Here is a 22,578-nt window from a genome sequence, read left to right as displayed (position 1 = left end):
CCCTCGACCGAAAGGCACTCCGTGTCCTCGACGCCCGCCCGCATCACCGCGGTCGACACCTTCGACATCCGCTTCCCCACCTCGCGCGAGCTCGACGGCTCCGACGCGATGAACCCGGACCCCGACTACTCGGCCGCGTACCTCGTGCTGCGCACCGACGCGGCGGACGGGCACGAGGGGCACGGGTTCACCTTCACCATCGGGCGGGGCAACGAGATCCAGGTCGCCGCGATCGAGGCGCTGCGCGGCCATGTCGTGGGCCGGTCCGTCGAGGAGCTGTGCGCCGACCCGGGGACCCTCAACCGCGACCTGATCGGCGACAGCCAGCTGCGCTGGCTCGGCCCCGAGAAGGGCGTGATGCACATGGCCATCGGCGCGGTCATGAACGCCGTGTGGGACATCGCCGCCAAGCGGGCGGACAAACCCCTGTGGCGGCTGCTCGCCGACGCCGACCCGGAGTGGATCGTCCGTCAGATCGACTTCCGGTACCTCACCGACGCCCTCACGCCCGAGGAGGCGCTGGCCCTTCTGCACCGGGGGCGCGAAGGCGCGCAGGAGCGCGTCGCACGGCTCCTTGAGCGCGGCTACCCCGCCTACACCACCTCCGCCGGCTGGCTCGGCTACGACGACGAGAAGCTCACCCGCCTCGCCGCCGAGGCCGTCGCCGACGGCTTCCGGCAGATCAAGCTGAAGGTCGGCGCCGACCTGGAGGACGACGTACGGCGCTGCCGCGTCGCCCGTTCGGTCGTCGGGCCGGACATCCGCATGGCGATCGACGCCAACCAGCGCTGGGACGTGGCCGAGGCCATCCGCTGGACCAAGGCCCTCGCGGAGTTCGACCCGTACTGGATCGAAGAGCCCACCAGCCCCGACGACGTCCTCGGCCACGCCGCCATCCGCGAGGCCGTCGCCCCGGTCAAGGTCGCCACCGGCGAGCACGTACAGAACCGGGTCGTCTTCAAGCAACTCCTCCAGGCCGGCGCCCTCGACATCGTCCAGATCGACGCGGCCCGCGTCGGCGGCGTCAACGAGAACCTCGCCATCCTGCTGCTCGCCGCCAAGTTCGGCGTCCCGGTCTGCCCGCACGCGGGCGGTGTCGGACTGTGCGAACTCGTCCAGCACCTGTCGATGTTCGACTACGTCGCCGTCACCGGCACCACCGAGGACCGGGTCATCGAGTACGTCGACCATCTGCACGACCACTTCGTCGATCCGGTGGTGATCAGGGAAGGTCACTACATGGCACCCACCGCGCCGGGCTTCTCGGCGGCCATGCGGCCCGAGTCGATCGCGCGGTACACGTTCCCGGACGGCGCCTTCTGGGCCGCCGACCTCAAGGCCACCGCAGAGAAGGGGCACGCGGCATGAGCGACTTCGACGGTCTCAAGGCGCTGGTGACGGGAGGCGCCTCCGGCATCGGCCGGGCCACGGCCGAACTCCTCGCCGCACGCGGCGCCCAGGTCGCCGTACTCGACCTGGACCCGTCCTCCGTCGACAAGCCGCTGCTCGCCTTCCGCGCCGACGTCACCGACGACACCTCGGTGCGCGAGGCCGTGGCCGCCGCCGTCGCCGAGCTCGGCGGACTGGACGTCGTGGTCAACAACGCCGGGATCGGCGCCGAGGGCACGGTCGAGGACAACGACGACGCCGAGTGGCACCGGGTCATGGACGTCAATGTCATCGGCATGGTGCGGGTCGCACGGGCCGCGCTGCCCCATCTTCGGGAGTCCTCGCACGCGGCCATCGTCAACACCTGCTCCATCGCCGCGACTGCGGGGCTCCCGCAGCGGGCGCTGTACAGCGCGACCAAGGGCGCCGTGTACTCGCTCACCCTCGCCATGGCCGCCGACCACGTCCGCGAGGGCATCCGCGTCAACTGCGTCAACCCCGGCACGGTCGACACCCCCTGGGTCGGCCGACTGCTGTCCAAGGCTCCCGACCCGGCCGCCGAACGCGCCGCCCTTGAGGCCCGCCAGCCCACCGGCCGACTCGTGTCCGCCGCCGAGGTCGCGGGCGCCGTCGCCTACCTCGCGAGCCCGCTCTCCGGCGCCACCACCGGCACCGCCCTCGCCGTCGACGGCGGTATGCAGGGCCTGCGCCTCAGGCCGGTCGCCCAGTGAACCGGCTCGGCAGCACCGACGTCGAGGTCAGCCCGCTGTCCTTCGGCGGCGCCGCCATCGGCAACCTCTACACCGAGGTCGGCGACCAGCAGTCGTACGAGGCGGTGGACATGGCCTGGCAGCAGGGCATCCGCTACTTCGACACCGCCCCGCACTACGGCCTCGGCCTGTCCGAACGGCGCCTCGGCGAGGCGCTGCGGCAGTACCCGCGCGACGAGTACACGATCTCCACGAAGGTCGGCCGCCGCCTGGAGCCGGTGCCGGACGCGACCGGCGACGACCTGGCCAACGGCTTCGCCGTCCCCGCCGACCACCGCCGCGTCTGGGACTTCAGCGCGGACGGTGTACGGCGCAGCCTGGAGGCGAGCCTGGAGCGCCTCGGCCTCGACCGCGTCGACGTCGTCTACCTCCACGACCCCGACGACCACGCCGAACAGGCCTTCGCCGAGGGCTATCCGGCGCTGGAGAAGCTGCGCTCCGAGGGCGTGGTCGGTGCGATCGGCGCTGGGATGAACCAGGCCGAGATGCTCACCCGCTTCGCCATGGACACCGACGTCGACGTGGTGCTGTGCGCCGGCCGCTACACGCTGCTCGACCAGAGCGCGCTCGACGATCTGCTGCCGGTGGCGGACGAGTGCCACACCTCCGTCGTCGTCGGCGGCGCCTTCAACTCCGGTCTCCTGGCCGATCCGAGGCCGGACGCGACGTACAACTACAGCCGCGCGCCGCAGGAGTTGCTGGACCGCGCCCTGCGCATGAAGTCCCTCGCCGAACGGCACGGCATCACCCTGCGGGCCGCCGCCCTCGCCTTCTGCGCCGCGCACCCGGCCGTCGCGAGTGTCCTCGTGGGCGCCCGGTCGGCCGACGAAGTCCGGGACTGTGCTGAGCAGTTCGCGACAGAGGTGCCGATGGCGTTCTGGGGGGAGCTGCTGGAGTCCGGCCTGCTGTCCTCCGGCAAGGAGTCGTGATGAGAGTCGCCCTGCACACCAAGGTCCGCGCGGACCGCGTCGCCGAGTACGAGGCCGCCCATCGGGAGGTGCCGGTCGAGCTCACGGATGCCATCCGTGCCGCCGGGGCGACCTCCTGGACGATCTGGCGCAGCGGCACCGATCTCTTCCACGTCCTGGAGTGCGAGGACTACGGCCGTCTCCTCGCCGAGCTGGAGAAACTCCCGGTCAACGTGGCCTGGCAGGCCCGGATGGCCGAGCTGCTCGACGTGGTGCACGACTACTCCGGTGAGGGTGCGGACGCGGGCCTCCCCGTCGTATGGGAGCTGCCGTGAGTGTCGTCGACGCCCATCACCACGTCTGGGACCTGTCGGTGCGGGACCAGGACTGGATCCCCGAACACAGCCCGATCCGACGGGACTTCACCGTCGCCGACCTCGAAATCGAGGCCCGCGCGGCCGGAGTCGACCGCACGATCCTCGTCCAGACGATCACCGTGCCGGAGGAGACCCCGGAGTTCCTCGCCCTGGCCGAGGAACACGAACTGATCGCCGGTGTCGTCGGCTGGACCGACCTCACCCGCCCCGACATCGCCGACGAACTGGCCCGGCTGCGGGAGCTGCCCGGCGGGCGGTACCTCAAGGGCATCCGCCACCAGGTGCAGGGCGAGCCCGACCCGGAGTGGCTGCTGCGGGCGGACGTACGGCGCGGGCTCGCGGCCGTCGCGGACGCCGGGCTGGTCTACGACCTGGTCGTGCTGCCGCACCAGCTGCCGGCCTGCGTCAAGGCCGCCGCCGACCACCCCGACCTCACCTTCGTCCTCGACCACCTGGGCAAACCGCCCATCGCCTCCGGTGAGCGGGAACCCTGGGAAACCGCCGTGCGCTCACTCGCCGCTCTCTCCAACACCGTCTGCAAGCTCTCCGGCATGGTCACCGAGGCCGACCCGGGCTCCTGGACGGTCGACGATCTGCGCCCGTACGCCGACGTCGTCCTGGACGCCTTCGGCCCGGGCCGGTTGATGTTCGGCTCGGACTGGCCGGTGTGCACGCTTGCCGCGACGTACGGCCAAGTGCTCGCCACGGCAGGGGAGTTGACTGATCCGGCCGACCGCGCCCAGCTCTTCGCGGGCACGGCCACACGCGTCTACGGTCTCAACCCTGCTCCGGCCCATCGACATTGAAGGTCGATTCACCTCCGGTACCGGCTCGCACGACGATGATGTCGGCGGGCTCGGCCGAAGGGTTGCTCTCTCGGTGCACGGCGCCCTTGGGGACATGGATGAAGTCGCCGGGACCGGCCTCCACCGTGCTCGCACCGTCAGGGCCGAACTCCATGCGCAGCGCGCCGGTGAGGACGTAGATCACCGATTCCCAGTCACCGTGGTGATGCCAGCCCGAGACCATGCCGGGCTCGGTGCGGACGTGTCCCGACCATGTTCCCCGGGTGGCGAACGCCTCCTGCCGGTCCATCCCCGGAGTAGGGGGCCCCGGCCTTCGGTCACGGGGCGTGACGACCCTGACCTGATCCCGCTGACCGTCCATGACGACTCCCTCTGAACCTCTGAACCTCTGTATCTCTGAACCTCATGACCTTTGAGCCACCCCCGCCAACCGCGTGGGCGGCAGATACTCCCGCACATACACCCGCTCCCAGCACGCCCCCGTCTCCCGCAGCTCACGCCACGTCGTGTACCGGTAGCGGAAGAGCCGGGCGCGTACGAAGCGCGGCGGCTCGTCCGGGGGGAAGGGCGAGCGGCGCAGCAGCTTCAGGGTGTCGCGGTCGTTCTCCAGGAGCCGTTCCACCAGGGCGCCGAACCAGGGGCCGGCGTAGGCGGGCGACAGCGCCGCGAACCACATCAGCCAGTCCAGGCGCAGGTGATACGGCGCGAACTGGCGTGGCCAGCGCCGCGGATCGCCCGGCTTGCCCTTGAACTCGTACTCCCGCCAGTCCGACTCCTCGCGCGGCACGTCGTCGGCGGTCCCCTCGACCACCACCTCGTACCGGGTCCTGGAGACGCTGCCGAAGGCGCCGTAGGTGTTGACCAGATGGAGCGGGTCGAAGGAGCGGTTCATGACCTGGCGGCGGGAGATCATGTTGGCGACCGGGCGGTAGCTGAGGAACACGAGCAGCGCGGCGACCGCGAGGACCACGACCTCGAACCACAGCGGGGCGTCGGACACGCGCGGTGGATCACTCGGGAACCGCAGCGCCGACAGGGCCAGCACGATGGTGATCCAGTTCAGCCAGGAGAAATTGCCCGACAGGACCAGCCACAACTGGGTCACGATCATCAGGGCGGCGGCGGCCGACGCGATCGGCTGCGGGGTGAAGAGGAGGATGGGCACGACGAGTTGGGTGAAGTGGTTGGCGGCCACCTCGACCCGGTGCAGGGGCTTCGGAAGGTGGTGGAAGAACCAGCTCAGCGGGCCCGGCATCGGCTGGGTCTCGTGATGGTGGTCCAGGCAGGTGAGCTTCCGCCAGCACTCGTCGCCCCGCATCTTGATCAGGCCCGCGCCGAACTCGACGCGGAACAGGATCCAGCGCAGCAGGAACAGCACCACGACCGGCGGCGCCACCTCGTCGTTGCCGAGGAACACGGCGAGGAAGCCGACCTCCAGGAGCAACGACTCCCAGCCGAACGAGTACCAGGTCTGGCCGACGTTCACGATCGACAGATACAGCGCCCACGGGACCAGCCACAGCAGCATCGCGCCCCACAGCGGCACCATGGAGTCCAGCCCGGCCAGCAGCGCGGCCGACACCGCGCAGCCCGCCCAGGCGCAGAGCGCGAAGAACCGGTCCGAGTAGTGCAGTTGGAACACGCTCGGGGCCGCCCTGAAGCGCACCTGCGCCACGAAGCGCGGCACGGGCAGCATGCCCCGCTCGCCCATCAGCGCCCGGAACTGCAGAGCCGCCGTCAGGAACGCGACGAGGTACACGCCGGCCAGAGCCCGCTGGAAGACCAGCCGGCTCGTCCAGTAGTCCGGTGCGACGAACCAGTCCACGGCCGTACGCCTCCTTTCCTCATTGTCGCGCCACTCGACCCATGTGACTCTCCGTATACCACCTCTCCGCTTGCGTAACCCAAGTGAGTGAAGCAGACAATGGTGACGGTATTCCCGAGGAGCTGCGGGAGGACGTCGTGCGGGACCTGGCGCGGACACCCGTCCCTGCCGTCGTCACGGCCTGCGTGCTCCAGGCGGCGCTGCTCGACGCCGGGTGCGGCGGTCACGGCGACGAGGGTACGGCGACGTGCGGGAGGGCCACCTCCAGCCGGCGGCGGCCCGAGGACCGGATCCCCTCATGGACTCCACCGTGAATGCCGCGGCCCAGTCGACGGCGGTCGCCCGCAGGCCGCGGTCGGGGCGGAGAGTTGTGACGTTCAGCGGCAGATCGACGCACTGGCCTCCGATCCGACCCGACCCGGGCCCGGGTCACCAACCACGGGTACCGCGATGGAACAGGGACCGGCCACCAGTCCGTCCTCCAGGCAGGCACCACCGTCCTCGTCGACCGGCACGGAGTGCCCCGCGTCCGCATCTTCGGCAGCCCCACAGACGTCTTCGACGGCTGACCGGCACCGGCGTGCGGAGCGGGCGGTCCGCGCAGCACGGCCCGTCGCACCGGTCGAAGAATCCGGCGAATCCTGGCAAGGTGGCTCCATGGTTGATCGGGGAGCGAGCGCCCTGTCACTCCCGGACGACTGGCCCGCCCACCCGGACCCGATCCTGGCGCTCAACCAGATGGGCAGCTTCGACTGGGACCTGGACAACGGTGTCTTCCATATGGACGCCCAGGCCCACGAGGTCTTCGACCTGCGCCCCGACGAATACGACGGCAACCCCGCGACCCTGGCGATCCGGGTCCCGCCGCCGGAGGCCTACCGGCTGGACGGCCTGGTCTCCAAGGCGATGAAGGACGGCAGCGAGAACTACGGCGTCTACTTCCGCATCCGCTGCCGCGACGGCACCCTGCGCTGGACCCACACCCAGGGCTACATCCGCCGCGACGAGACGGGCCGCCCGCGCCGCATCATCGGCATCGTCCGGGACGCCACCGAAGAGCTCGCCGAGATCGAGGAGCGGCGCGAGCAGGCCGCCGACGACGAGGCCCGCCGCCAGCAGACCAACGTCGTCCAGCTCACCACGGCCGCCCTCGCCCACGCCCGCACCATCCAGGACGTCATCGACGTCCTCAAGGACACCCATGGCCTGACCCACCTCGGCGCCACCAGCCTCGTCATGGGCCTGGTCGAGGCCGGCCGCATCCGGCTGGTCGCGGAGGGCCCCGCGGGCAGCTTCGTGCCCGGGACCCTGGTCACCCGGATAGACGAGCAGTACCCGATGAGCGAGGTCGTGCGGACCCTCAGCCCGCGCTTCATCGAATCGCCGGAGGAGTTCGCGGAGCGCTACCCCGTCCTCTGGCCGCACATCACCGACCTGAACATCACCGCCGCCGCCTATATGCCACTGATCGCCCAGGCCCGGCCCATCGGCGCCATCGGCCTGCTCTACAGCGACCGGCGCGGCTTCTCCACCGAGGACCGCAACGTACTCGTCGCCCTCGGCAGCAGCATCGCGCAGAGCCTGCAGCGGGCCATGTTCTACGAGCAGGAGAAAGACCTCGCCACCGGCCTCCAGCAGGCCATGCTGCCCCGCACCATCCCCAGCGTGCCCGGCGCCGACGTCGCCGTCCGCTACCGCTCCGCCTCCCTCGGCCGGGACATCGGGGGCGACTGGTACGACCTGATCCCGCTGCCGGGCGGCCGCGTCGGCGCCGTCATCGGCGACGTCCAGGGCCACGACACGCACGCCGCCGCCGTCATGGGCCAGCTGCGCATCGTCCTGCGCGCCTACGCCGCCGAAGGACACACCCCGGCCACGGTGATGGCCCGTGCCTCGGTGTTCCTGCACGAGCTGGACACCGACCGCTTCGCGACCTGCCTGTACGCCGAGGCCGATCTGTCCACCGGGGTCGTGCAGGTGGTGCGGGCGGGCCATATCGACCCCCTGATCCGCGAACCAGGCGGTGCCTGCCGCCGTATCACCGTCGAAGGCGGGCTGCCGCTGGGCCTGTCCGCCGAGTTCGGGCGGCTCGAATACCCCGTCGGCACCATCGAGCTCGACTCCGACCACACCCTGCTGCTGTGCACCGACGGCCTGGTCGAACAGCCCGGCGCCGACCTGGACGACGGCATGCAGACCCTCACCGCGCTCATCGCCACCGGCCCCGACGACGTACGGGACCTCGCGGACCGCCTCATCGACGTCGCCGAGGAACGCGGCGGCGACGACGACGTGGCCCTGCTCCTGCTGCGCCGCCGCGTCCTGGACGCCCCGCAGGCCGGCGGCCGCCTCCAGCAGCATGTCGCCCCCGGCGACCCCGAGGCCCTCACCGCGGCCCGGCACATGATCCGCGCCGCGGTACGCGCGTGGGGCGCGGCCGACCGGGCCGACGAGGTCGAGCTGGTCGCCGACGAGCTGATCACCAACGCCCTGATGCACACCGAGGGCTCGGCCGTGGTGACCCTGCGGGTCCTCGCCGGCTCCGAACGCAGGCTGCGCGTCGAGGTCGAGGACTCCTCCAGCGCCCTGCCCCGGCGCCGCGAGGCGGGGGAGTCGGGCGTCTCGGGGCGGGGTCTGCTCCTGGTCGACCTGCTCACGGACGTGTGGGGCGTGGAGGCGCGGGGCGGCGGCAAGGCCGTGTGGTGCGAGTTCCTGGCGCCGGAGCGGCCCTGACCGCCCGGATGGCAAGCTGGACGTATGCCGGAACTCCCCGAGGTCGAAGCGCTCAAGGACTTCCTCACCGAGAACCTGGTCGGACATGAGGTCGTCCGCGTGCTGCCGGTCGCGATCAGCGTGCTCAAGACGTACGACCCGCCGGTCACCGCCATCGAGGGGCATGAGGTCACCGCCGTGCACCGCCACGGCAAGTTCCTGGACCTGGAGACCGACGCCGGCCCGCATCTGGTGACCCACCTCGCCCGCGCCGGCTGGCTCCACTGGAAGGACCAGCTGCCCAGCGGCATGCCCCGCCCCGGCAAGGGACCCCTCGCCCTGCGCGTCGCCCTGGAGACCGGCGCGGGCTTCGACCTGACGGAGGCGGGCACGCAGAAGCGGCTCGCGGTGTATGTCGTCGCCGACCCGCAGCAGGTACCGGGCGTCGCCCGGCTCGGCCCCGACCCCCTCGCCGACGGCTTCGACGAGGCCCGTCTCGCCGCCCTGCTGAAGGACGAGCGCCGCCAGATCAAGGGGGCCCTGCGCGACCAGAGCCTGATCGCCGGGGTCGGCAACGCCTACAGCGACGAGATCCTGCACGCCGCGAAGATGTCCCCCTTCAAGCTGGCGTCGTCCCTGACCGCCGAGGACACCACGCGGCTGTACGAGGCACTGCGCACGACCCTCACCGAGGCGGTCGAGCGTTCGCGCGGGGTCGCGGCCGGCCGGCTGAAGTCCGAGAAGAAGAGCGGCCTGCGCGTCCACGGCCGCACCGGCGAGCCCTGCCCGGTCTGCGGCGACACCATCCGCGAGGTCTCCTTCAGCGACTCCTCGCTCCAGTACTGCCCGACCTGCCAGACGGGCGGGAAGCCACTGGCGGACCGGCGCATGTCGAGGTTGCTGAAGTAGTCCGGTGCGTCACCAGAGGCCGCGTGCCACGTAGTACGCGACGCCCGCGAGGACGGCCAGGATCAGCGCCGGGATCGCGAAGTACCGCACCAGCGAGGTCAGTGTCGCCGTCAGGCCCGTCATCGCGCTCGTGTAGCGGTCCGGGTGGGCGCGTACGTGGTGCCGTGCGACGGAGTTCAGGACGAGCGCCGCGATGGCGGTGACCGCCGAGACGATGAGGTACACCTCCAGGTTCGTCTGCTCGGCGTAGTGGCGGAGCTTGGGACCCTGTGCTTCGGCCGCCCGGTCGCTCACGGCCTCCGCGGCTTCCACGACGGCCAGGATCACGGTGATCACGGATGCCGAGGCCAGCGCCAGCGCGGCGGTCGCCACAGCGGGCGCACGGCTGGACTTGGAGGGCGCGGGTTCGGCTCTCCTCCTGGCGTCGTCGGGCGGCCGGGACGGGCGTGGCGGGAGGGGGCGCGAGCGATGCGGCTCCCTGCTCCGGACGACCTGTGTGGCGGCCTCGCCGCGCCCCGGCTGCGGGCCCGGGTCCGGACGGGGCGGTGTCGTCGTGACGGCCTGGGTGGGCCGTGCCATGTTCGCGCGCGTCTTCTCCTCGCCCTCACGCCGCTCGCGTTCCTCGGCCTCGCTCCGTGTCTCCACCTCCGCCTCGACATGGACCACGGCTTCGTCCGCGATCCCCTTCAGCACGACGTCACCGGCCAGGGGCCCCTCCGCCGTGGTGTCCACCGTGATGTCCAGGCCGTCCGCGGACTCCGTGACGTCCAGCCAGGGCTCCGTGGCCACCGGTACACAGGCGCGGGCCAGGGGAAGGCCGCCCAGCGCCACCGACCGGTGCGGCGCGGGGGATTCCCGGTTCAGCCGGCCGAAGTCCAGCTGGACCGGTGACGGCTGGAGGCGGATCTCGCGCAGATGCAGGCTCGCCATGTCCGCGACCTGCCGCAGATCGTTGTTCGAGACCTCCTGGAGGGCCTGACGCGCCCCTTCGGCCACCGGCAGGTTCTCGCTCTCCAGGCGGAAGCGCAGCTCCGCGACGGCCCCGAGACGGGTGAAGTGGTTCCTGCTGTTCAGGGCGGTGCGCCAGCTGGCCGGGATCGGCTCCGGCTCGATCTTGATACGGCGGCGCCGGCTGTGTGCCAGATGCAGCTCGCCCTGCATCTCCACCGTCTTGCTCGGCGTCTGGTTGGGGTTCTGCTCCCGGACATGGTCGTAGACGTAGTCGTACAGGTCGTCCAGGGAGACCTCGCCGTCCGCGTCGAGGTCCGCCTCACCGGTCTCCAGGCCCTCCACCACGGCGCCCGTGAACACGGACGGCCGGGCGGCGGTGTCCGCAGTGAGGTCGCCGCCCTCGACGGCGTACTCCATGGAGCTCGACGCGGTGATCACGGCCCAGCCCCGTCCGCCGGGCGGTGGGTCCGCCGCGAACGTGTCGAGGACGTTCACATCGCCGGTGGAGCGCACGCCGGAGGAGCCCCGGGAGAAGGCGCCGCCGTAGCAGCAGTCGAGGAACAGCACGGTCCGGCCCGCGCGGCTGCGGGACATGCACCGCCGGACGAACTGGGCCGGGACCGCGGTGGCCTCAAGGAGCAGGGGCTCGGTGTCGCTGGCGGCGAAGTACAGTTCGCCGGACTCGCTCTTGATCCCGTGGCAGGAGAAGTGCACCACCAGGGTGTCGTCGCGGCGGCGGTCCGAGAAGAAGCGCTCGATGCGCCGGCGCAGTACGTGCGACGGCTCGTTGCTGATCACGTCCACCTCGAAGTCGCCGATCTGGGGGTCGTGCAGCACGTCCGCGAGCGCGTCGGCGTCGTGTGCGGGCGCCTTGAGCTTCTTCAGCGCCCGGTCGTCATAGCGGTCGTTGGCGATGATCAGCGCATGCCGGGTGTCGGTCATGGCCGGGCCTCGGAGGTGGCGGAGTGGCGTTGGAGGAACGCCCCGAGCGCCTGTGCCACCTGCTCGTCGGACGCCTCCGAGATCTCCAGGACGTCGTCGCCCAGCTTCAGCTTCAGGGCGGGACGCGTGTCCTCACGGGTGTTCCGGAACCGGCCGAGCCAGTCCCGGAGCACGCCCACCACCTGGTTCAGCGCGGTGACGGAGCTGCCCAGGGTCACCAGCAGGGTGCCGACCTCGACGACACCCACGACCCGGGCGCCGGGTGGCGGCTCCTCGCCGGGAGCGGCCTTCACGTCGTCCACGTCGAGCTGGAGGAGTTCCTCGCGCAGATAGCGGGTCAGATCCGCCAGGCGCTCGGCCTCCGCGCCTTCCTCGCTGACGAGGATTTGCAATGTGCTGTCCACCGGGTCAGCCCCTTCGGTGGCTTCACGTCCTCGTCTCCAGTCTGTGCTGATCACAGCGGCGCGGCAACTTCGTTGGCCCGGCGCCGACTGACGGTATTTCACCGTTCAACATGCGTGTCACCGGGGCTTGAGCGTCACCAGGTGCTCCCCGTTCGCCGTGCGCACCTCGTAGCGCACGATCTCGTCGGAGTGCATCCCCGACGCGCCGGTCATCGTGTTCTCACGGGCGTCGTGGTGAGCGGCGGACCAACTGGTCACCGTCTCCTCCGAACCGTCCCGGCCGACGGCGACCAGATGGCAGGGGCGCGGGCCCGCGCCGTCCTTCACCTTCAGTTCCACCTGGCTGCCGAACGCCTGGTTCTCGGTCGTGACCTGCGCCCACACCCCGGACCGTTCGTCGGTCGCCTGGACGACCTGTGCGGCCTTCTCGTCGCCGCTCGCCATGATCGCGACGCCGGGTCCGGCGAGGGCGATGACCACCGAGGCGGCCACGGCGTACAGCGTGCGCCGGCGGCGCGCACGGTGGCGGATCGCCACCGCTTCCAGCAGCCGGTTGAGCATCTGCGGGCCCGGCTTGGTCATGGGGTGCACGAATCGGGGCGTGGACCGCCGGTACAGCATCAACTGGCGGGTGATGGGCCCGAACTCGGTCACGTGTGCGGCGCAGCGCGCGCACTCCATGAGGTGGTCCTCGAAGCGGAATGCCTCCGCCTCGTTCAGCACGCCGAGCGCGTACGCGGCGACGTCGCGATGCCTCTCCAGGGACCTCATGCCGAATCCTCGTGCCGTTGGGTGTGGGGTGTGTTACTCCTTGCGCCCACTGGTACGCACCAGGCAGTCGAATCACTCAAGGCCGAAACAGAATCGCAACCAAGGGATTCGGAGCCGTCGGTGCCGAGGATTGGTCCGGGGAGAAAAGAACTTAAAAAAGGTGGATGGCGAGATGCCCGAGCGGCAGCCCCAGCTGCCACGCCGGTGTCCACACCTTCGGTCCCTCGTCCTCCCCGCCCGGCGCACCGCCGCCCGGCACGGCGTTCAGATCGGGCGCGAGCAGCTCGGTCTCCTGCAGCCAGCGCCAGGCCGCCTCGGCGAGTTCCAGGTCGGGCGCGGGCCCGCCGGAGTCGGCCGCCTCGGCTGCCAGGCCCGCCATGCGCTCGCGCACCCAGTCCTGCCACGGCTGGTCGTAGGCCGTCAGCGACAGCCAGGTCTCCAGCTGGGTGACCACCCGGATGCCGGACAGCTCGCCGTCGGTGTCGGACAGGAAGATCGTCAGCGCCAGGGCGTCACGCCCGGCACGGAACTCGAAGGACGTCGGCGGCATCAGGTCGCCGGTGCGGAGCAGCTCGTCGGCGATGTACTCGGCGTACAACCACGCCATGGGGACGGTGAGTTCACCGCCACCGGTGCCGTCCGTGCTCTCCTGACCTCTGTGCAGCATCCCTTCCTGCCTTCCTCCGGTGAGTGCGTCGCCCTACCCCGGGGCCCTGGGCCCTTGCCCAATCCGGAACACGGATGAGGACAGCCGATTACTCAATCGGGGTGTTCAGCAAGGCGCTTTACGGAGGTTTGACTAAGCCTTCGGTTTCACCGCAGGTCGGCCGCGTATCCGGGAAGCACCCGACGCAGTGCGCGCAGTGCGTAGTACGCGCGGGACTTCACCGTACCGGGCGGAATACCAAGGGTTTCCGCGGCCTCCGCAACACTCGCCCCTTGGAAGTACACGAGCACCAGGACTTCACGGTGCTCCGGAGTGAGTGTCTTCACAGCCTCACGGACGTCGAGCATCTCGGCGGCCCGCTCGGCGTGGTCGGAGATGACCCGCGCATTCTCGAGGATCGCGTCCCCGACCTCCGCGGGCCGCGCCTGCCGCGCCCGCCGCGCGTCGATCGCGAGCCGTCGCCCGACCGTCATCAGCCAGGGCCGTACGGAGTCGAAGTCGTCGGCGCGCAGGGCCTCGGGATGCTGCCAGGCCCGCACCAGCGTCTCCTGCACGAGGTCCTCGGCGCGCTGCCGGTCGCCGTCGCAGAGCCGGAGCAGGAGCGCGAAGAGGGGCCGGCCGTGCTCCCGCTGCAGTGCGGCGAGCTCGTGCTCGGCGGTCGTCCCGTTCGTGAGCGTGGTTCCGGCCGTCATGGCCGTATGGCATCGCAGGCGCCCGCCACAGGACAGGGCATGCGCACGGATCTGCGGCGGACGGTCGATCGCGTCGGCGAACGGTTCGGTGAACGGTCGCCTCCGCAAGCCGGGGCGCGCCGGACGGGCTAACGGAAGCGGCCGGATTGTTTGCGGGAGGGCCATATTTCGTACCTATTTTGGTGCGTATATACGACCACAAGGGGTGAGCTGATGATCGCACGCAGTCGGCTTGTGGCCATTGCTGCCGCGGCTGTCCTCGTCGCAGGAGCCGCCTGCCAGGCCCACAACCGCGAGGCCTCGGGACACCCGGCCCCCTCCGCCGGGTCCCGCGACTTCACCCTCGTCGCCTCCGGCGACGTCCTCCCGCACACCTCGATCATCGATCGCGCCCGCTTCGACGCGGGCGGCAAGGGGTACGACTTCCGCCCGATGTTCGCCGGCGTGCGCCCCGTGGTCTCGCGGGCAGATCTGGCGCTGTGTCACATGGAGACCATCTACGGCGAGAACGGCGACTACACGGGCTACCCCCTCTTCAAGTCCCCGCCCGAAGTGGCCCGGGGCCTCGCCGCCACCGGCTACGACGGCTGCTCCACCGCCTCCAACCACAGCCTCGACGACGGCGCCGCCGGCATCCTGCGCACGCTGAACGCCCTCGATCAGGCGAAGGTGCGGCACGCGGGAACGGCCCGCACCGCGGGGGAGGCGCGCAGTGTGACGGTGCTGCGCGCGGGCGGCGCCAAGGTCGCGCATCTCGCGTACACCTATGGCGTCAACGGCTTCCCGCTTCCGCCGGGCCAGCCCTGGGCGGTCAACATGATCGACCGGAAGAAGATCGTGGCCGACGCCCGGGCCGCCCGGAAGGGGGGCGCCGACGTGGTCGTCGTGTCGATGCACTGGGGCACCGAATGGCAGGACGCGCCCGACGAGGACCAGGTGGACCTGGCCCGTGACCTGACCGCCGCCCACTCCGGCAAACGCCCCGACATCGACCTGATCCTCGGCACCCACGCCCATGTCCCGCAGGCCTACGAGAAGGTGAACGGCACCTGGGTGGTCTACGGCATGGGCGACCAGGTCGCCGGCCCGATGTACAACGACCAGGGCGTGCAGGACCCGCGCGGCAACCAGTCCACCCTCGCCCGTTTCACCTTCGCCCCGCCGGAGCGGGCGGGTGAGCGCTGGGAGGTGAAGAAGGCCGAGTTCGTGCCGCAGATGTTCGACATCGACGCGGGGCGGGTGCTCGACCTCAACCGGGCCATCGCCAAGGGCGCCGAACTGCAGGGCGAGCGGGACCGGATCCGGGAGGTCGTGCTGAGCCGGGGCGCGGCGGACGACGGGCTCGTCATGGGGAAGTAGGTCAGTACGGGTCGCCGTGGTCGAAGGTCTTCAGCATCTGCTTCAGCACGCGCACGCACGCCCGGAGCTCGGCCTCGGTCAGCTCGCCGCCGACCTGCCGGTTCAGGGCGTGTTCGCGCGCGAGGATCGCGGTGATGACGGCCTCGCCGTCGCCGGTGATCCGGATCAGCGAGGACCGCTGGTGCGCGGGGTTGGGGATGGCCTCGACCCAGTCCCTCGCCGCCGCGTCATTGACCATGCGCTGCACGAACTGCCGGGTCAGCGCCATCACCCGGGCCATCTGAGGCACCGTCATGGGCCCGTACCTGTGCAGCAGCACCAGCACCGAGCGCACACCGACGGACACCCCCTCGACCGCTTCGGCCTGCTCGAGCTTGCGCAGGCCGCGTCGGTAGAGCGCGCCGATCAGATCGAACACCTCGCTGACCCGGTCGCCGAGATCGTCGGGGGAGAGGGGCTTGTCGGAGTCGTTCACGGGGCCATCATGACACCCTGGTTGCCAAATCTCGCCGAAAATGACACCTTGGTTGTCATGACGACAGCGACGAAAGCTTCGGATCTGTGTTTCTTCGCCTCCGCCGACGGCGACCTCGCCTACCGCGACGCCGGGGCCGGGGACCTTGTGGTCCTGGTCCACCCGGGATGGGTCGACCACCGCTTCTTCGACGACCAGATACCGGCCCTGGTCTCCGCCGGACACCGTGTCATCGCGGTCGACGTGCGCGGCTTCGGCTTCTCCGCCAACGCGAGCCGGCCGTACCGCTGGGCCGACGACCTCGGCGCCCTGCTGCGCCATCTCGACGCCGGACCCGCCGTCCTGGTCGGTGCGTGCATGGGCGCGGCGGTCGCCACCGACACCGCCCTCGAGTACCCCGAGCTGGTGCGCGCGGTGGTCGTGAGCGGCGCCGGGACCAGCGCGTTCGAGTACACCGACCCATGGACCCGGGAGCGGGCCGCGGAGTCGCAACGCCTGCTGGGCGCCGGTGATGTCGCCGGCTGGGTCGAGACCTTCGCCAAGAACGTGTCCGGCCCGCATCGCACCGTGGATCAGGTGGACCCCGAGGCCGTGCGCAGGATGCGGGAGATGGCGACGCACACGGTCGGCAAGCACACCCTCGGCGAGAAGGACTGGCACGTGTGGCTCGCCGACCCCTGGAGCCGGGTGCCGGAGATCGACGTACCCGTACTCGCCATCCATGGCGCGCTCGACGCGGCCGACGGCATCGACATGGCCGAACGGCTCGTCCGCGGCGTACGAAACGGCCGGTCGGTGACCATCGAGGACACCGGACACTTCCCGAGCCTGGAGAAGCCCGAGGCCTTCAACGAACTCCTGCTCGACTTCCTACGGACCCTGTGACGCCGGTGGCTACGGCACCACCGTCACCGGCCACCGCCCCGCCTTCACCAACCGAATCGCCACCGAACCGACGATCCGGTGCCCGGCCTGCTCCGAGGCGCCCACCACCACGGCGTCCGCCTTGAGGTCGTCGGCCGCCTTCACCAGGCCGTTGTAGGGGTCGCCCTGGAAGGTGTGGAACTCCCAGCGGACGTCGAATATCCCCTTCTGCCGCTCGGTGGCGTCCCGGATCTGGGTGATCAGATCCTCGGCGATCTCATTGGTCGTCTCCGCGACCGGCGCCCCGAGCGCCGCGCCCGCCGTCATCACCGGCTGCACGTACACGACGGCGAGCAGAGCCTTCTGCCGTCGCGCCAGGCCACCGGCGTACGCCGCCGCGCGCAATGAGGAGTCGGAGCCGTCCACCCCGACCACGATGACCTTGGGTCCGTCCGTGCCCCGTTCGAACCGGTGCGCGTGCTGTTCCGTCACGGCAGGAGGCTATCGGAAGCCCCAGGTCCGCCCGTCGGCCGGGACGCTCGACGGGCGAGGAGGCGTGGGGCTTCCTACAGTCGGAACATGAGTGCCACCGTGGAGGCCGTACGGGACAAGGACGCCACGGGCCCGGTACGGCCGCCCGGACACGGCCTGATGAGCAGGGTGCCGGAGGGTTTCGCGACCTTCTTCGGCGCCCTCGGACTGCTCTGCGTCCTGCTCGCGTTCATCCCCCCGCTGCGCCGCGGCCTGCGCCCGGTCGTGAACGCCCTCGACGAGACCATCGTTCCCGTCAGCGCCAACCTCGCCTACGCCGTATTCCTGTTCCTGCTCGCCGCCGCGACGGCCGCCCGCAAGAAGATCGCCTGGTGGCTGGTCGTCGTCTATCTGGGCCTGCTCGTCCTGACCGACATCCTCGGCACGGTCGTCGGCGACTACGCCGACTCCGTCCCCTCCCTCATCGTGTGCGCCCTCGCCCTCGCCCTGCTGATCGTGGCCCGCGGCGAGTTCTACGCCGCCTCCCGCCACGGCGCCGTACGAAGAGCCCTCGGTGTCCTCGCCGTCGGCCTCGTCATCGGCATCCTGGCCGGCTGGGGGCTCGTCGAACTGTTCCCCGGCACGCTGCCGCAGAGCCAGCGCCTGGCGTGGGCCGCCGACCGGGTCTGCGGCGGCCTCGTCTCCGGCGCCACCTACGACGGACGGCCGCCGCGCCCCCTGTACTTCCTGCTCGGCCTCTTCGGCGCGCTCGCCCTCCTCAACGCCGCCGCGACCCTCTTCCGCTCACAGCGCATGGAGGCCGCCCTGCACGACGACGAGGAGGCCCGCATCCGCGCGCTGCTGAAGGCCTACGGCGAGGGCGACTCCCTCGGCTACTTCGCCACCCGGCGCGACAAGGCCGTCGTCTTCTCACCCAGCGGCAAGGCCGCCGTCACCTACCGCGTCGAGGCCGGCGTGTGCCTCGCCAGCGGTGACCCGGTCGGCGACCGGGAGGCCTGGCCGCACGCCATCGCCGTCTGGCTGGACCTGGCCCGCCGTTACGCCTGGGTGCCCGCCGCGATGGGCGCCTCCGAGGACGGCGCCACCGCCTACGCACGCTCCGGACTCGGCGCCCTCCAACTCGGCGACGAGGCGATCCTGCGACCGCAGGACTTCGACCTCGACGGCCGCGACATGCGGGTGACCCGGCAGGCCGTCCACCGCGTCCGCCGTACGGGTGCTCATTGCCGTATCCGACGCCATTCCACCCTCAGCGAGGCCGAGATGGAGGAGGTGATCCGCAAGGCCGACGCCTGGCGCGACACCGAGACCGAACGCGGCTTCTCCATGGCCCTGGACCGCCTCGGCGATCCCGCCGACGGCGACTGCCTCCTCGTGGAGGCCCTCGGCGAGGACAATCAGCTGCTCGCCGTGCTGTCCTTCGTGCCCTGGGGCCGGGAGGGCATCTCCCTGGACCTGATGCGCCGTGACCGGGGCGCCCCCAACGGCGTCATGGAGTTCATGGTCGCCGAGGTGTGCGCGGTCGCCCCGAAGCTGGGCATCCGCAGGATCTCGCTGAACTTCGCCGTCTTCCGCTCGGTCTTCGAGGAGGGCGCCCGCATCGGCGCCGGACCCGTGCTGCGGCTGTGGCGGCGCCTGCTGCTGTTCTTCTCCAAGTGGTGGCAGCTGGAGGCCCTCTACCGCTCCAACGCCAAGTACGACCCCCAGTGGTTCCCCCGCTTCATCTGCTACGGCGAGGCCGCCTCCCTCGCCCGTATCGGCATGGCGTCCGGCATCGCCGAGGGATTCGTCTCCGTACCGTCCCTGCACAAGCTCCGCAGAAAGGGGCACCCGAGAACCGGGCCCCGCCCCGCGACCACCGAAGGACTGCCCTCGCTGGCGGCGCTCGGCCTCGAAGGAGGGGACGAGGCCGGGGCGGCCGGGCCGGATGCGGGCCTGCCCGAGCAGGTCCGCATCCGGCACCACACCCTCGACCGACTGCGCACCGAGGGCGTCGACCCCTACCCGGTCGGCATCCCGCCCCGCACCCACACCCTCGCCGACATCCGCGCGGGCGAGCAGGTCACCGTCGCAGGGCGGATCATGCTGGTCCGCGACTTCGGCGGCATCGTCTTCGCCGTCCTGCGCGACTGGACCGGCGACCACCAACTCGCCCTCACCCGGGCCGACTCCGGCCCCGCCCTCGACCGCTTCACCGCCGACACCGACATCGGCGACCTCATCAGCGCCACCGGCAAGGCCGGCGCCAGCGACAAGGGCGAACCCACCGTCTTCGTCACCTCCTGGCAGCTCATCGGCAAATGCCTGCGCCCCCTGCCCGACAAACGCCGCGGCCTCGCCGACCCCGAGGCCAAGGTCCGTATGCGCTATCTCGACCTGATCTCCAGCCCCGCCGCCCGCGACGTCGTCCGCGCCCGCTCCACCGCCGTACAGGCCGTGCGCCAGGGCCTGCTGGAGCGCGGCTTCCTGGAGGTCGAGACACCGGTACTGCAGCAGATCCACGGCGGCGCCAACGCCCGCCCCTTCACCACCCACATCAACGCCTACGACCTCGACCTCTATCTGCGCATCGCCCCCGAGCTGTATCTGAAACGGCTGTGCGTCGGAGGCGTCGAGAAGGTCTTCGAGATGGGCCGCACCTTCCGCAACGAGGGCGTCGACTACAAGCACAACCCCGAGTTCACGATCCTGGAGGCCTACCAGGCGTACGCCGACTACGACGTGATGCTCGACCTCGTCCGCGAACTGATCCAGGGCGCCGCGACCGCCGCCTACGGCTCACCGGTCGCCCACAAGGACGGCGAGGAGTACGACATCTCCGGGCAGTGGCCGGTCAAGACGGTGTACGGCGCGATCTCCGAGGTGCTCGGCGAGGAGATCGACCCCGACACCGAACTGCTCCGGCTGCACCGGCACTGCGACCGCGTGGGCGTGCCGTACGTCGCCGACGACGGCCACGGCGACATCGTCCTGGAGATGTACGAGCGCCTGGTCGAGGAGAAGACCCGGCTGCCCACCTTCTACAAGGACTTCCCGACCGACGTCTCCCCGCTCACCCGCCAGCACCGGGTGGACCCCCGGCTCGCCGAACGCTGGGACCTCGTCGCCTTCGGCACCGAACTGGGCACCGCCTACTCCGAGCTCACCGACCCCGTCGAGCAGCGCCGCCGCCTCACCGCCCAGTCCCTGCTCGCCGCGGGCGGGGACCCCGAGGCCATGGAACTCGACGAGGAATTCCTCGACGCCCTCGAATACGCCATGCCGCCCACCGGCGGCCTCGGCATCGGCGTCGACCGACTGGTCATGTTCCTCACCGGCCTGACGATCCGCGAGACCCTGCCGTTCCCCCTGGTGCGCCGCCGCTGAGCCGCACGGGCGACCTCGGCCGTGCTCCGGGCGAGTGCATTCGTGCGTCCGTTCCGGTGTCGTACTGGTGCGTCGGTCCCTCATCGGGCGACTGATCAGTCATGACGAAGGATCAGTTGCCCGCGCGTCTGTTCACCCGACGCCGCGCGCTGCTCGCCGGTGCCGCGGCCGCCGGAGCCGCCGGTGGCGCCGGCCTGTTCACGTCGTTCACGGGCGACGAGCCGGTCCTGCGGACCCCCGCACCGGCCCCGGCCGCGGGCCCGCAGGCGCGCCCCGCGCGCAAGCCCTCCGCCTACCGCCTCGAACCGCTCATGGGATACGGCCCGCCCAAGGCGGCACCCCGCCGGACCCTGGTACGGCGTGCGCCCCTGCTGCGGGTGTCAGGGCGCGGCCGGCGGATGGTGCTGACCTTCGACGACGGGCCCGACGCCCGCTACACCCCGTACATCCTGGACACCCTGCGCGAGTACGACGTCCGCGCGATGTTCTTCGTGTGCGGCGAGATGGTCGTGGACAACAAGGACCTCCTGGCCAGGATGGCCGACGAGGGCCATGTCGTCGGCAACCACACCTGGTCCCACCCCCTGCTGACCCGGCTCAGCCGCGGCAGGATGCGCAGGGAGATGGAGCGCACCTGCGACATCATCGAGGAGTCCTACGGCGAACGCCCCGCCTGGTTCCGCGCCCCCTACGGCGCCTGGAACCGCACCGCTTTCCAACTCGGCGCCGAACTGGGCATGGATCCGCTCGCCTGGACCATCGACACCCTCGACTGGACCACCCCCGGCACCGGCACCATCGTCGGCCGGGTCCGGGACGGCGCCGCCCCCGGAGTCGTGGTGCTCTCGCACGACGCCGGGGGCGACCGCTCCCAGAGCGTGCGGGCCCTGCGCGCCTATCTGCCGCGGCTGCTGGACGCCGGTTACCACATCACCGTCCCCGAGCGGCATTACGCGTGACGGCTTTCGCCGCCCGGCCGGGGAACGCTCAGCGGACCTCGACCAGGCTGGCGAAAGCGACGACGTTCCCGTCATAACCGGTCTGCTTGGAGAAACCGCCGCCACAGGTGATGACCCGCAATTCGGCGTTTCCCTTCGAGGCGTAGACGCGGTCGCCGGGGAAATTGTCCTTCTGGAACACCTCGATGCCGTACACCTCGAAGACGGCCGTCTTTCCGTCCTTACGGGCGATTTCCACGCGAGTTCCCTTCGTAAGGGAACCGAGCCCGTAGAAAACGGCCGGGCCCTGAAGGTTGTCGACATGGCCGACGACCACCGCGGTGCCCTTCTCGCCGGGGGAGACGGAGCCGGTGAACCAGCCCGCCAGATTGGGGTCCTCCGGCGGCGGCGCACCGACCCAGCCGTCCGTGTCCAGACCGACCGGGATCGCCGGGGCGTCGACCTGGATCGCGGGGATCCTGACCCGGTCCGGCAGGGCGAACGGCAACGGCCGCGCGGCCTGGGTGAGGACGGAGCCGGGCAACTGCCGGTCCGCCGCGGCGGCCGAGGCGGGCTGCGGCGGGCCCTCGTCGAACTCCCCGGAGCCATTGCGGATGAGCGCGAGACCGGTCAGCAGAACCAGCGCTATCACGCCCCAGGGAGCACGTTTCTTCCGCCGCTCCTCCTCTTCGGGCAGCTCGAAACCGGACATTCGACTTCCCCTCTCGACGCGGCCGTCGCCACGTCATTCGCGCATACGAAAACGCTAAGTCCCCCACGTGAAACCGGCGACGGGGCAGAGACGAACGGGTGGCGCCAACCCCTTCGGTGCGCCATCCGAGTTGCCACCCGGCGGAAAATTCTGACGGTGTGTGACCTGCGGCAATTCCTCTGACGGGGTGGTCCTCCGGCGTGTCCTCTCACCAATACGGACCATTGCCGAAATGCGGCCCGGGGCAGC

Annotated in this window: 22 protein-coding genes and 1 pseudogene; 13 read left to right on the top strand and 10 right to left on the bottom strand. The window is 70.9% G+C overall.

Translation table 11 applies throughout. From position 1 onward, the window contains the following. Positions 1–21: 21 nt before the first annotated feature. The 5 genes from IE325_RS30340 to IE325_RS30320 are packed head-to-tail and all read left to right on the top strand — an operon-like array spanning position 22 to position 4,250. Positions 22–1,368, top strand: coding sequence for an L-fuconate dehydratase (locus IE325_RS30340; protein ID WP_190073289.1), 1,347 nt, complete (start codon positions 22–24; stop codon positions 1,366–1,368). Beyond that, complete coding sequence (locus IE325_RS30335) at positions 1,365–2,120, top strand: SDR family NAD(P)-dependent oxidoreductase (RefSeq protein WP_190073288.1); 756 nt, start codon at positions 1,365–1,367, stop codon at positions 2,118–2,120. The genes IE325_RS30340 and IE325_RS30335 overlap by 4 nt, the downstream gene beginning before the upstream one ends. Beyond that, positions 2,117–3,088, top strand: coding sequence for an aldo/keto reductase (locus tag IE325_RS30330; RefSeq protein WP_190073287.1), 972 nt, complete (start codon positions 2,117–2,119; stop codon positions 3,086–3,088). The genes IE325_RS30335 and IE325_RS30330 overlap by 4 nt, the downstream gene beginning before the upstream one ends. After that, positions 3,088–3,402, top strand: a complete 315-nt coding sequence (locus IE325_RS30325; RefSeq protein WP_190073286.1) for an L-rhamnose mutarotase — start codon at positions 3,088–3,090, stop codon at positions 3,400–3,402. The genes IE325_RS30330 and IE325_RS30325 overlap by 1 nt, the downstream gene beginning before the upstream one ends. Continuing rightward, positions 3,387–4,250, top strand: a complete 864-nt coding sequence (locus IE325_RS30320; RefSeq protein WP_190073285.1) for an amidohydrolase family protein — start codon at positions 3,387–3,389, stop codon at positions 4,248–4,250. Before IE325_RS30325 ends, IE325_RS30320 begins: the two co-directional genes overlap by 16 nt. Here the strand turns inward: IE325_RS30320 and IE325_RS30315 are convergent. Next, positions 4,222–4,539 carry a cupin domain-containing protein gene (locus IE325_RS30315; protein ID WP_229912118.1) on the bottom strand — a complete coding sequence of 106 codons (318 nt, stop codon included), beginning with the start codon at positions 4,537–4,539 and terminating at the stop codon, positions 4,222–4,224. The genes IE325_RS30320 and IE325_RS30315 overlap by 29 nt on opposite strands. Before the next feature lie 114 nt (positions 4,540–4,653). After that, positions 4,654–6,075, bottom strand: coding sequence for a lipase maturation factor family protein (locus tag IE325_RS30310; protein ID WP_190073283.1), 1,422 nt, complete (start codon positions 6,073–6,075; stop codon positions 4,654–4,656). A gap of 83 nt (positions 6,076–6,158) precedes the next feature. Between IE325_RS30310 and IE325_RS30305 the strand changes: the two genes are divergently transcribed. The 4 genes and pseudogenes from IE325_RS30305 to IE325_RS30295 all read left to right on the top strand — a co-directional run bounded on the left by IE325_RS30305 (position 6,159) and on the right by IE325_RS30295 (position 9,696). Beyond that, complete coding sequence (locus tag IE325_RS30305) at positions 6,159–6,389, top strand: hypothetical protein (RefSeq protein WP_190073282.1); 231 nt, start codon at positions 6,159–6,161, stop codon at positions 6,387–6,389. Positions 6,390–6,509: 120 nt separating this feature from the next. Continuing rightward, a pseudogene (locus IE325_RS47115) lies at positions 6,510–6,644 on the top strand (DUF6777 domain-containing protein); the annotation flags it as partial. Positions 6,645–6,732: 88 nt separating this feature from the next. After that, a complete protein-coding gene (locus tag IE325_RS30300; protein WP_190073281.1) occupies positions 6,733–8,808 on the top strand; it encodes a SpoIIE family protein phosphatase in 2,076 nt (691 codons plus the stop codon). A gap of 24 nt (positions 8,809–8,832) precedes the next feature. After that, a complete protein-coding gene (locus IE325_RS30295) occupies positions 8,833–9,696 on the top strand; it encodes an Fpg/Nei family DNA glycosylase (RefSeq protein WP_190073280.1) in 864 nt (287 codons plus the stop codon). Positions 9,697–9,705: 9 nt separating this feature from the next. Here IE325_RS30295 and IE325_RS30290 read toward each other — a convergent pair whose 3' ends face one another. The 5 genes from IE325_RS30290 to IE325_RS30270 form a co-directional block, all read right to left on the bottom strand. Beyond that, positions 9,706–11,589 carry a caspase family protein gene (locus IE325_RS30290; protein WP_190073279.1) on the bottom strand — a complete coding sequence of 628 codons (1,884 nt, stop codon included), beginning with the start codon at positions 11,587–11,589 and terminating at the stop codon, positions 9,706–9,708. After that, a complete protein-coding gene (locus IE325_RS30285; RefSeq protein WP_190073278.1) occupies positions 11,586–11,993 on the bottom strand; it encodes a hypothetical protein in 408 nt (135 codons plus the stop codon). Before IE325_RS30285 ends, IE325_RS30290 begins: the two co-directional genes overlap by 4 nt. Before the next feature lie 117 nt (positions 11,994–12,110). Beyond that, positions 12,111–12,764: an anti-sigma factor family protein gene (locus IE325_RS30280; protein ID WP_190073277.1), complete on the bottom strand. Its 654-nt coding sequence runs from the start codon at positions 12,762–12,764 to the stop codon at positions 12,111–12,113. 151 nt (positions 12,765–12,915) lie between these two features. Continuing rightward, positions 12,916–13,431: a hypothetical protein gene (locus IE325_RS30275; protein WP_190073276.1), complete on the bottom strand. Its 516-nt coding sequence runs from the start codon at positions 13,429–13,431 to the stop codon at positions 12,916–12,918. Between the two features lie 146 nt (positions 13,432–13,577). Then, entirely contained in the window at positions 13,578–14,123 is a 546-nt protein-coding gene (locus IE325_RS30270; RefSeq protein WP_190073275.1) for a sigma-70 family RNA polymerase sigma factor, read from the bottom strand. Between the two features lie 213 nt (positions 14,124–14,336). Between IE325_RS30270 and IE325_RS30265 the strand changes: the two genes are divergently transcribed. Then, a complete protein-coding gene (locus IE325_RS30265) occupies positions 14,337–15,482 on the top strand; it encodes a CapA family protein (RefSeq protein ID WP_190073274.1) in 1,146 nt (381 codons plus the stop codon). A gap of 1 nt (position 15,483) precedes the next feature. Here IE325_RS30265 and IE325_RS30260 read toward each other — a convergent pair whose 3' ends face one another. Continuing rightward, complete coding sequence (locus IE325_RS30260; protein ID WP_190073273.1) at positions 15,484–15,957, bottom strand: MarR family winged helix-turn-helix transcriptional regulator; 474 nt, start codon at positions 15,955–15,957, stop codon at positions 15,484–15,486. Between the two features lie 57 nt (positions 15,958–16,014). Between IE325_RS30260 and IE325_RS30255 the strand changes: the two genes are divergently transcribed. Then, on the top strand, positions 16,015–16,842 hold the full coding sequence (locus IE325_RS30255) for an alpha/beta fold hydrolase (protein WP_190073272.1): 828 nt from the start codon (positions 16,015–16,017) through the stop codon (positions 16,840–16,842). Positions 16,843–16,851: 9 nt separating this feature from the next. On the opposite strand, the gene IE325_RS30250 is transcribed toward IE325_RS30255, so the two are convergent. Beyond that, the gene (locus tag IE325_RS30250; RefSeq protein ID WP_190073271.1) at positions 16,852–17,313 is read right to left on the bottom strand and encodes a universal stress protein; all 462 of its coding nucleotides are present in this window, start codon (positions 17,311–17,313) and stop codon (positions 16,852–16,854) included. Between the two features lie 87 nt (positions 17,314–17,400). On the opposite strand from IE325_RS30250, the gene lysX reads away from it, so the two are divergent. Together lysX and IE325_RS30240 are read left to right on the top strand one after the other, a co-directional pair. After that, positions 17,401–20,679 (top strand): bifunctional lysylphosphatidylglycerol synthetase/lysine--tRNA ligase LysX, encoded by a 3,279-nt coding sequence (lysX, locus tag IE325_RS30245; RefSeq protein WP_190073270.1) that lies wholly within the window; start codon positions 17,401–17,403, stop codon positions 20,677–20,679. 101 nt (positions 20,680–20,780) lie between these two features. Then, positions 20,781–21,638, top strand: a complete 858-nt coding sequence (locus IE325_RS30240) for a polysaccharide deacetylase family protein (RefSeq protein WP_190073269.1) — start codon at positions 20,781–20,783, stop codon at positions 21,636–21,638. Between the two features lie 28 nt (positions 21,639–21,666). Here IE325_RS30240 and IE325_RS30235 read toward each other — a convergent pair whose 3' ends face one another. Further along, positions 21,667–22,329 carry a class F sortase gene (locus IE325_RS30235; protein WP_190073268.1) on the bottom strand — a complete coding sequence of 221 codons (663 nt, stop codon included), beginning with the start codon at positions 22,327–22,329 and terminating at the stop codon, positions 21,667–21,669. Positions 22,330–22,578 lie beyond the last annotated feature (249 nt).

It is taken from the genome of Streptomyces lanatus (assembly GCF_014655715.1).
GTDB classification, from domain to species: Bacteria; Actinomycetota; Actinomycetes; order Streptomycetales; family Streptomycetaceae; genus Streptomyces; species Streptomyces lanatus.
This window is presented reverse-complemented; position numbering and strand designations above follow the sequence as displayed.

What these genes read in the sequence shown, in the direction of transcription:
- IE325_RS30335 (WP_190073288.1), top strand. Translation starts at nt 1,365, where the DNA reads ATGAGCGACTTCGACGGTCTCAAGGCGCTGGTGACGGGAGGCGCCTCC.
- IE325_RS30325 (WP_190073286.1), top strand. Translation starts at nt 3,088, where the DNA reads ATGAGAGTCGCCCTGCACACCAAGGTCCGCGCGGACCGCGTCGCCGAG.
- IE325_RS30320 (WP_190073285.1), top strand. Translation starts at nt 3,387, where the DNA reads ATGGGAGCTGCCGTGAGTGTCGTCGACGCCCATCACCACGTCTGGGAC.
- IE325_RS30315 (WP_229912118.1), bottom strand. Translation starts at nt 4,539, where the DNA reads ATGGACCGGCAGGAGGCGTTCGCCACCCGGGGAACATGGTCGGGACAC.
- IE325_RS30300 (WP_190073281.1), top strand. Translation starts at nt 6,733, where the DNA reads ATGGTTGATCGGGGAGCGAGCGCCCTGTCACTCCCGGACGACTGGCCC.
- IE325_RS30295 (WP_190073280.1), top strand. Translation starts at nt 8,833, where the DNA reads ATGCCGGAACTCCCCGAGGTCGAAGCGCTCAAGGACTTCCTCACCGAG.
- IE325_RS30290 (WP_190073279.1), bottom strand. Translation starts at nt 11,589, where the DNA reads ATGACCGACACCCGGCATGCGCTGATCATCGCCAACGACCGCTATGAC.
- IE325_RS30280 (WP_190073277.1), bottom strand. Translation starts at nt 12,764, where the DNA reads ATGAGGTCCCTGGAGAGGCATCGCGACGTCGCCGCGTACGCGCTCGGC.
- IE325_RS30275 (WP_190073276.1), bottom strand. Translation starts at nt 13,431, where the DNA reads ATGCTGCACAGAGGTCAGGAGAGCACGGACGGCACCGGTGGCGGTGAA.
- IE325_RS30270 (WP_190073275.1), bottom strand. Translation starts at nt 14,123, where the DNA reads ATGACGGCCGGAACCACGCTCACGAACGGGACGACCGCCGAGCACGAG.
- IE325_RS30265 (WP_190073274.1), top strand. Translation starts at nt 14,337, where the DNA reads ATGATCGCACGCAGTCGGCTTGTGGCCATTGCTGCCGCGGCTGTCCTC.
- IE325_RS30255 (WP_190073272.1), top strand. Translation starts at nt 16,015, where the DNA reads ATGACGACAGCGACGAAAGCTTCGGATCTGTGTTTCTTCGCCTCCGCC.
- lysX (WP_190073270.1), top strand. Translation starts at nt 17,401, where the DNA reads ATGAGTGCCACCGTGGAGGCCGTACGGGACAAGGACGCCACGGGCCCG.
- IE325_RS30240 (WP_190073269.1), top strand. Translation starts at nt 20,781, where the DNA reads ATGACGAAGGATCAGTTGCCCGCGCGTCTGTTCACCCGACGCCGCGCG.
- IE325_RS30235 (WP_190073268.1), bottom strand. Translation starts at nt 22,329, where the DNA reads ATGTCCGGTTTCGAGCTGCCCGAAGAGGAGGAGCGGCGGAAGAAACGT.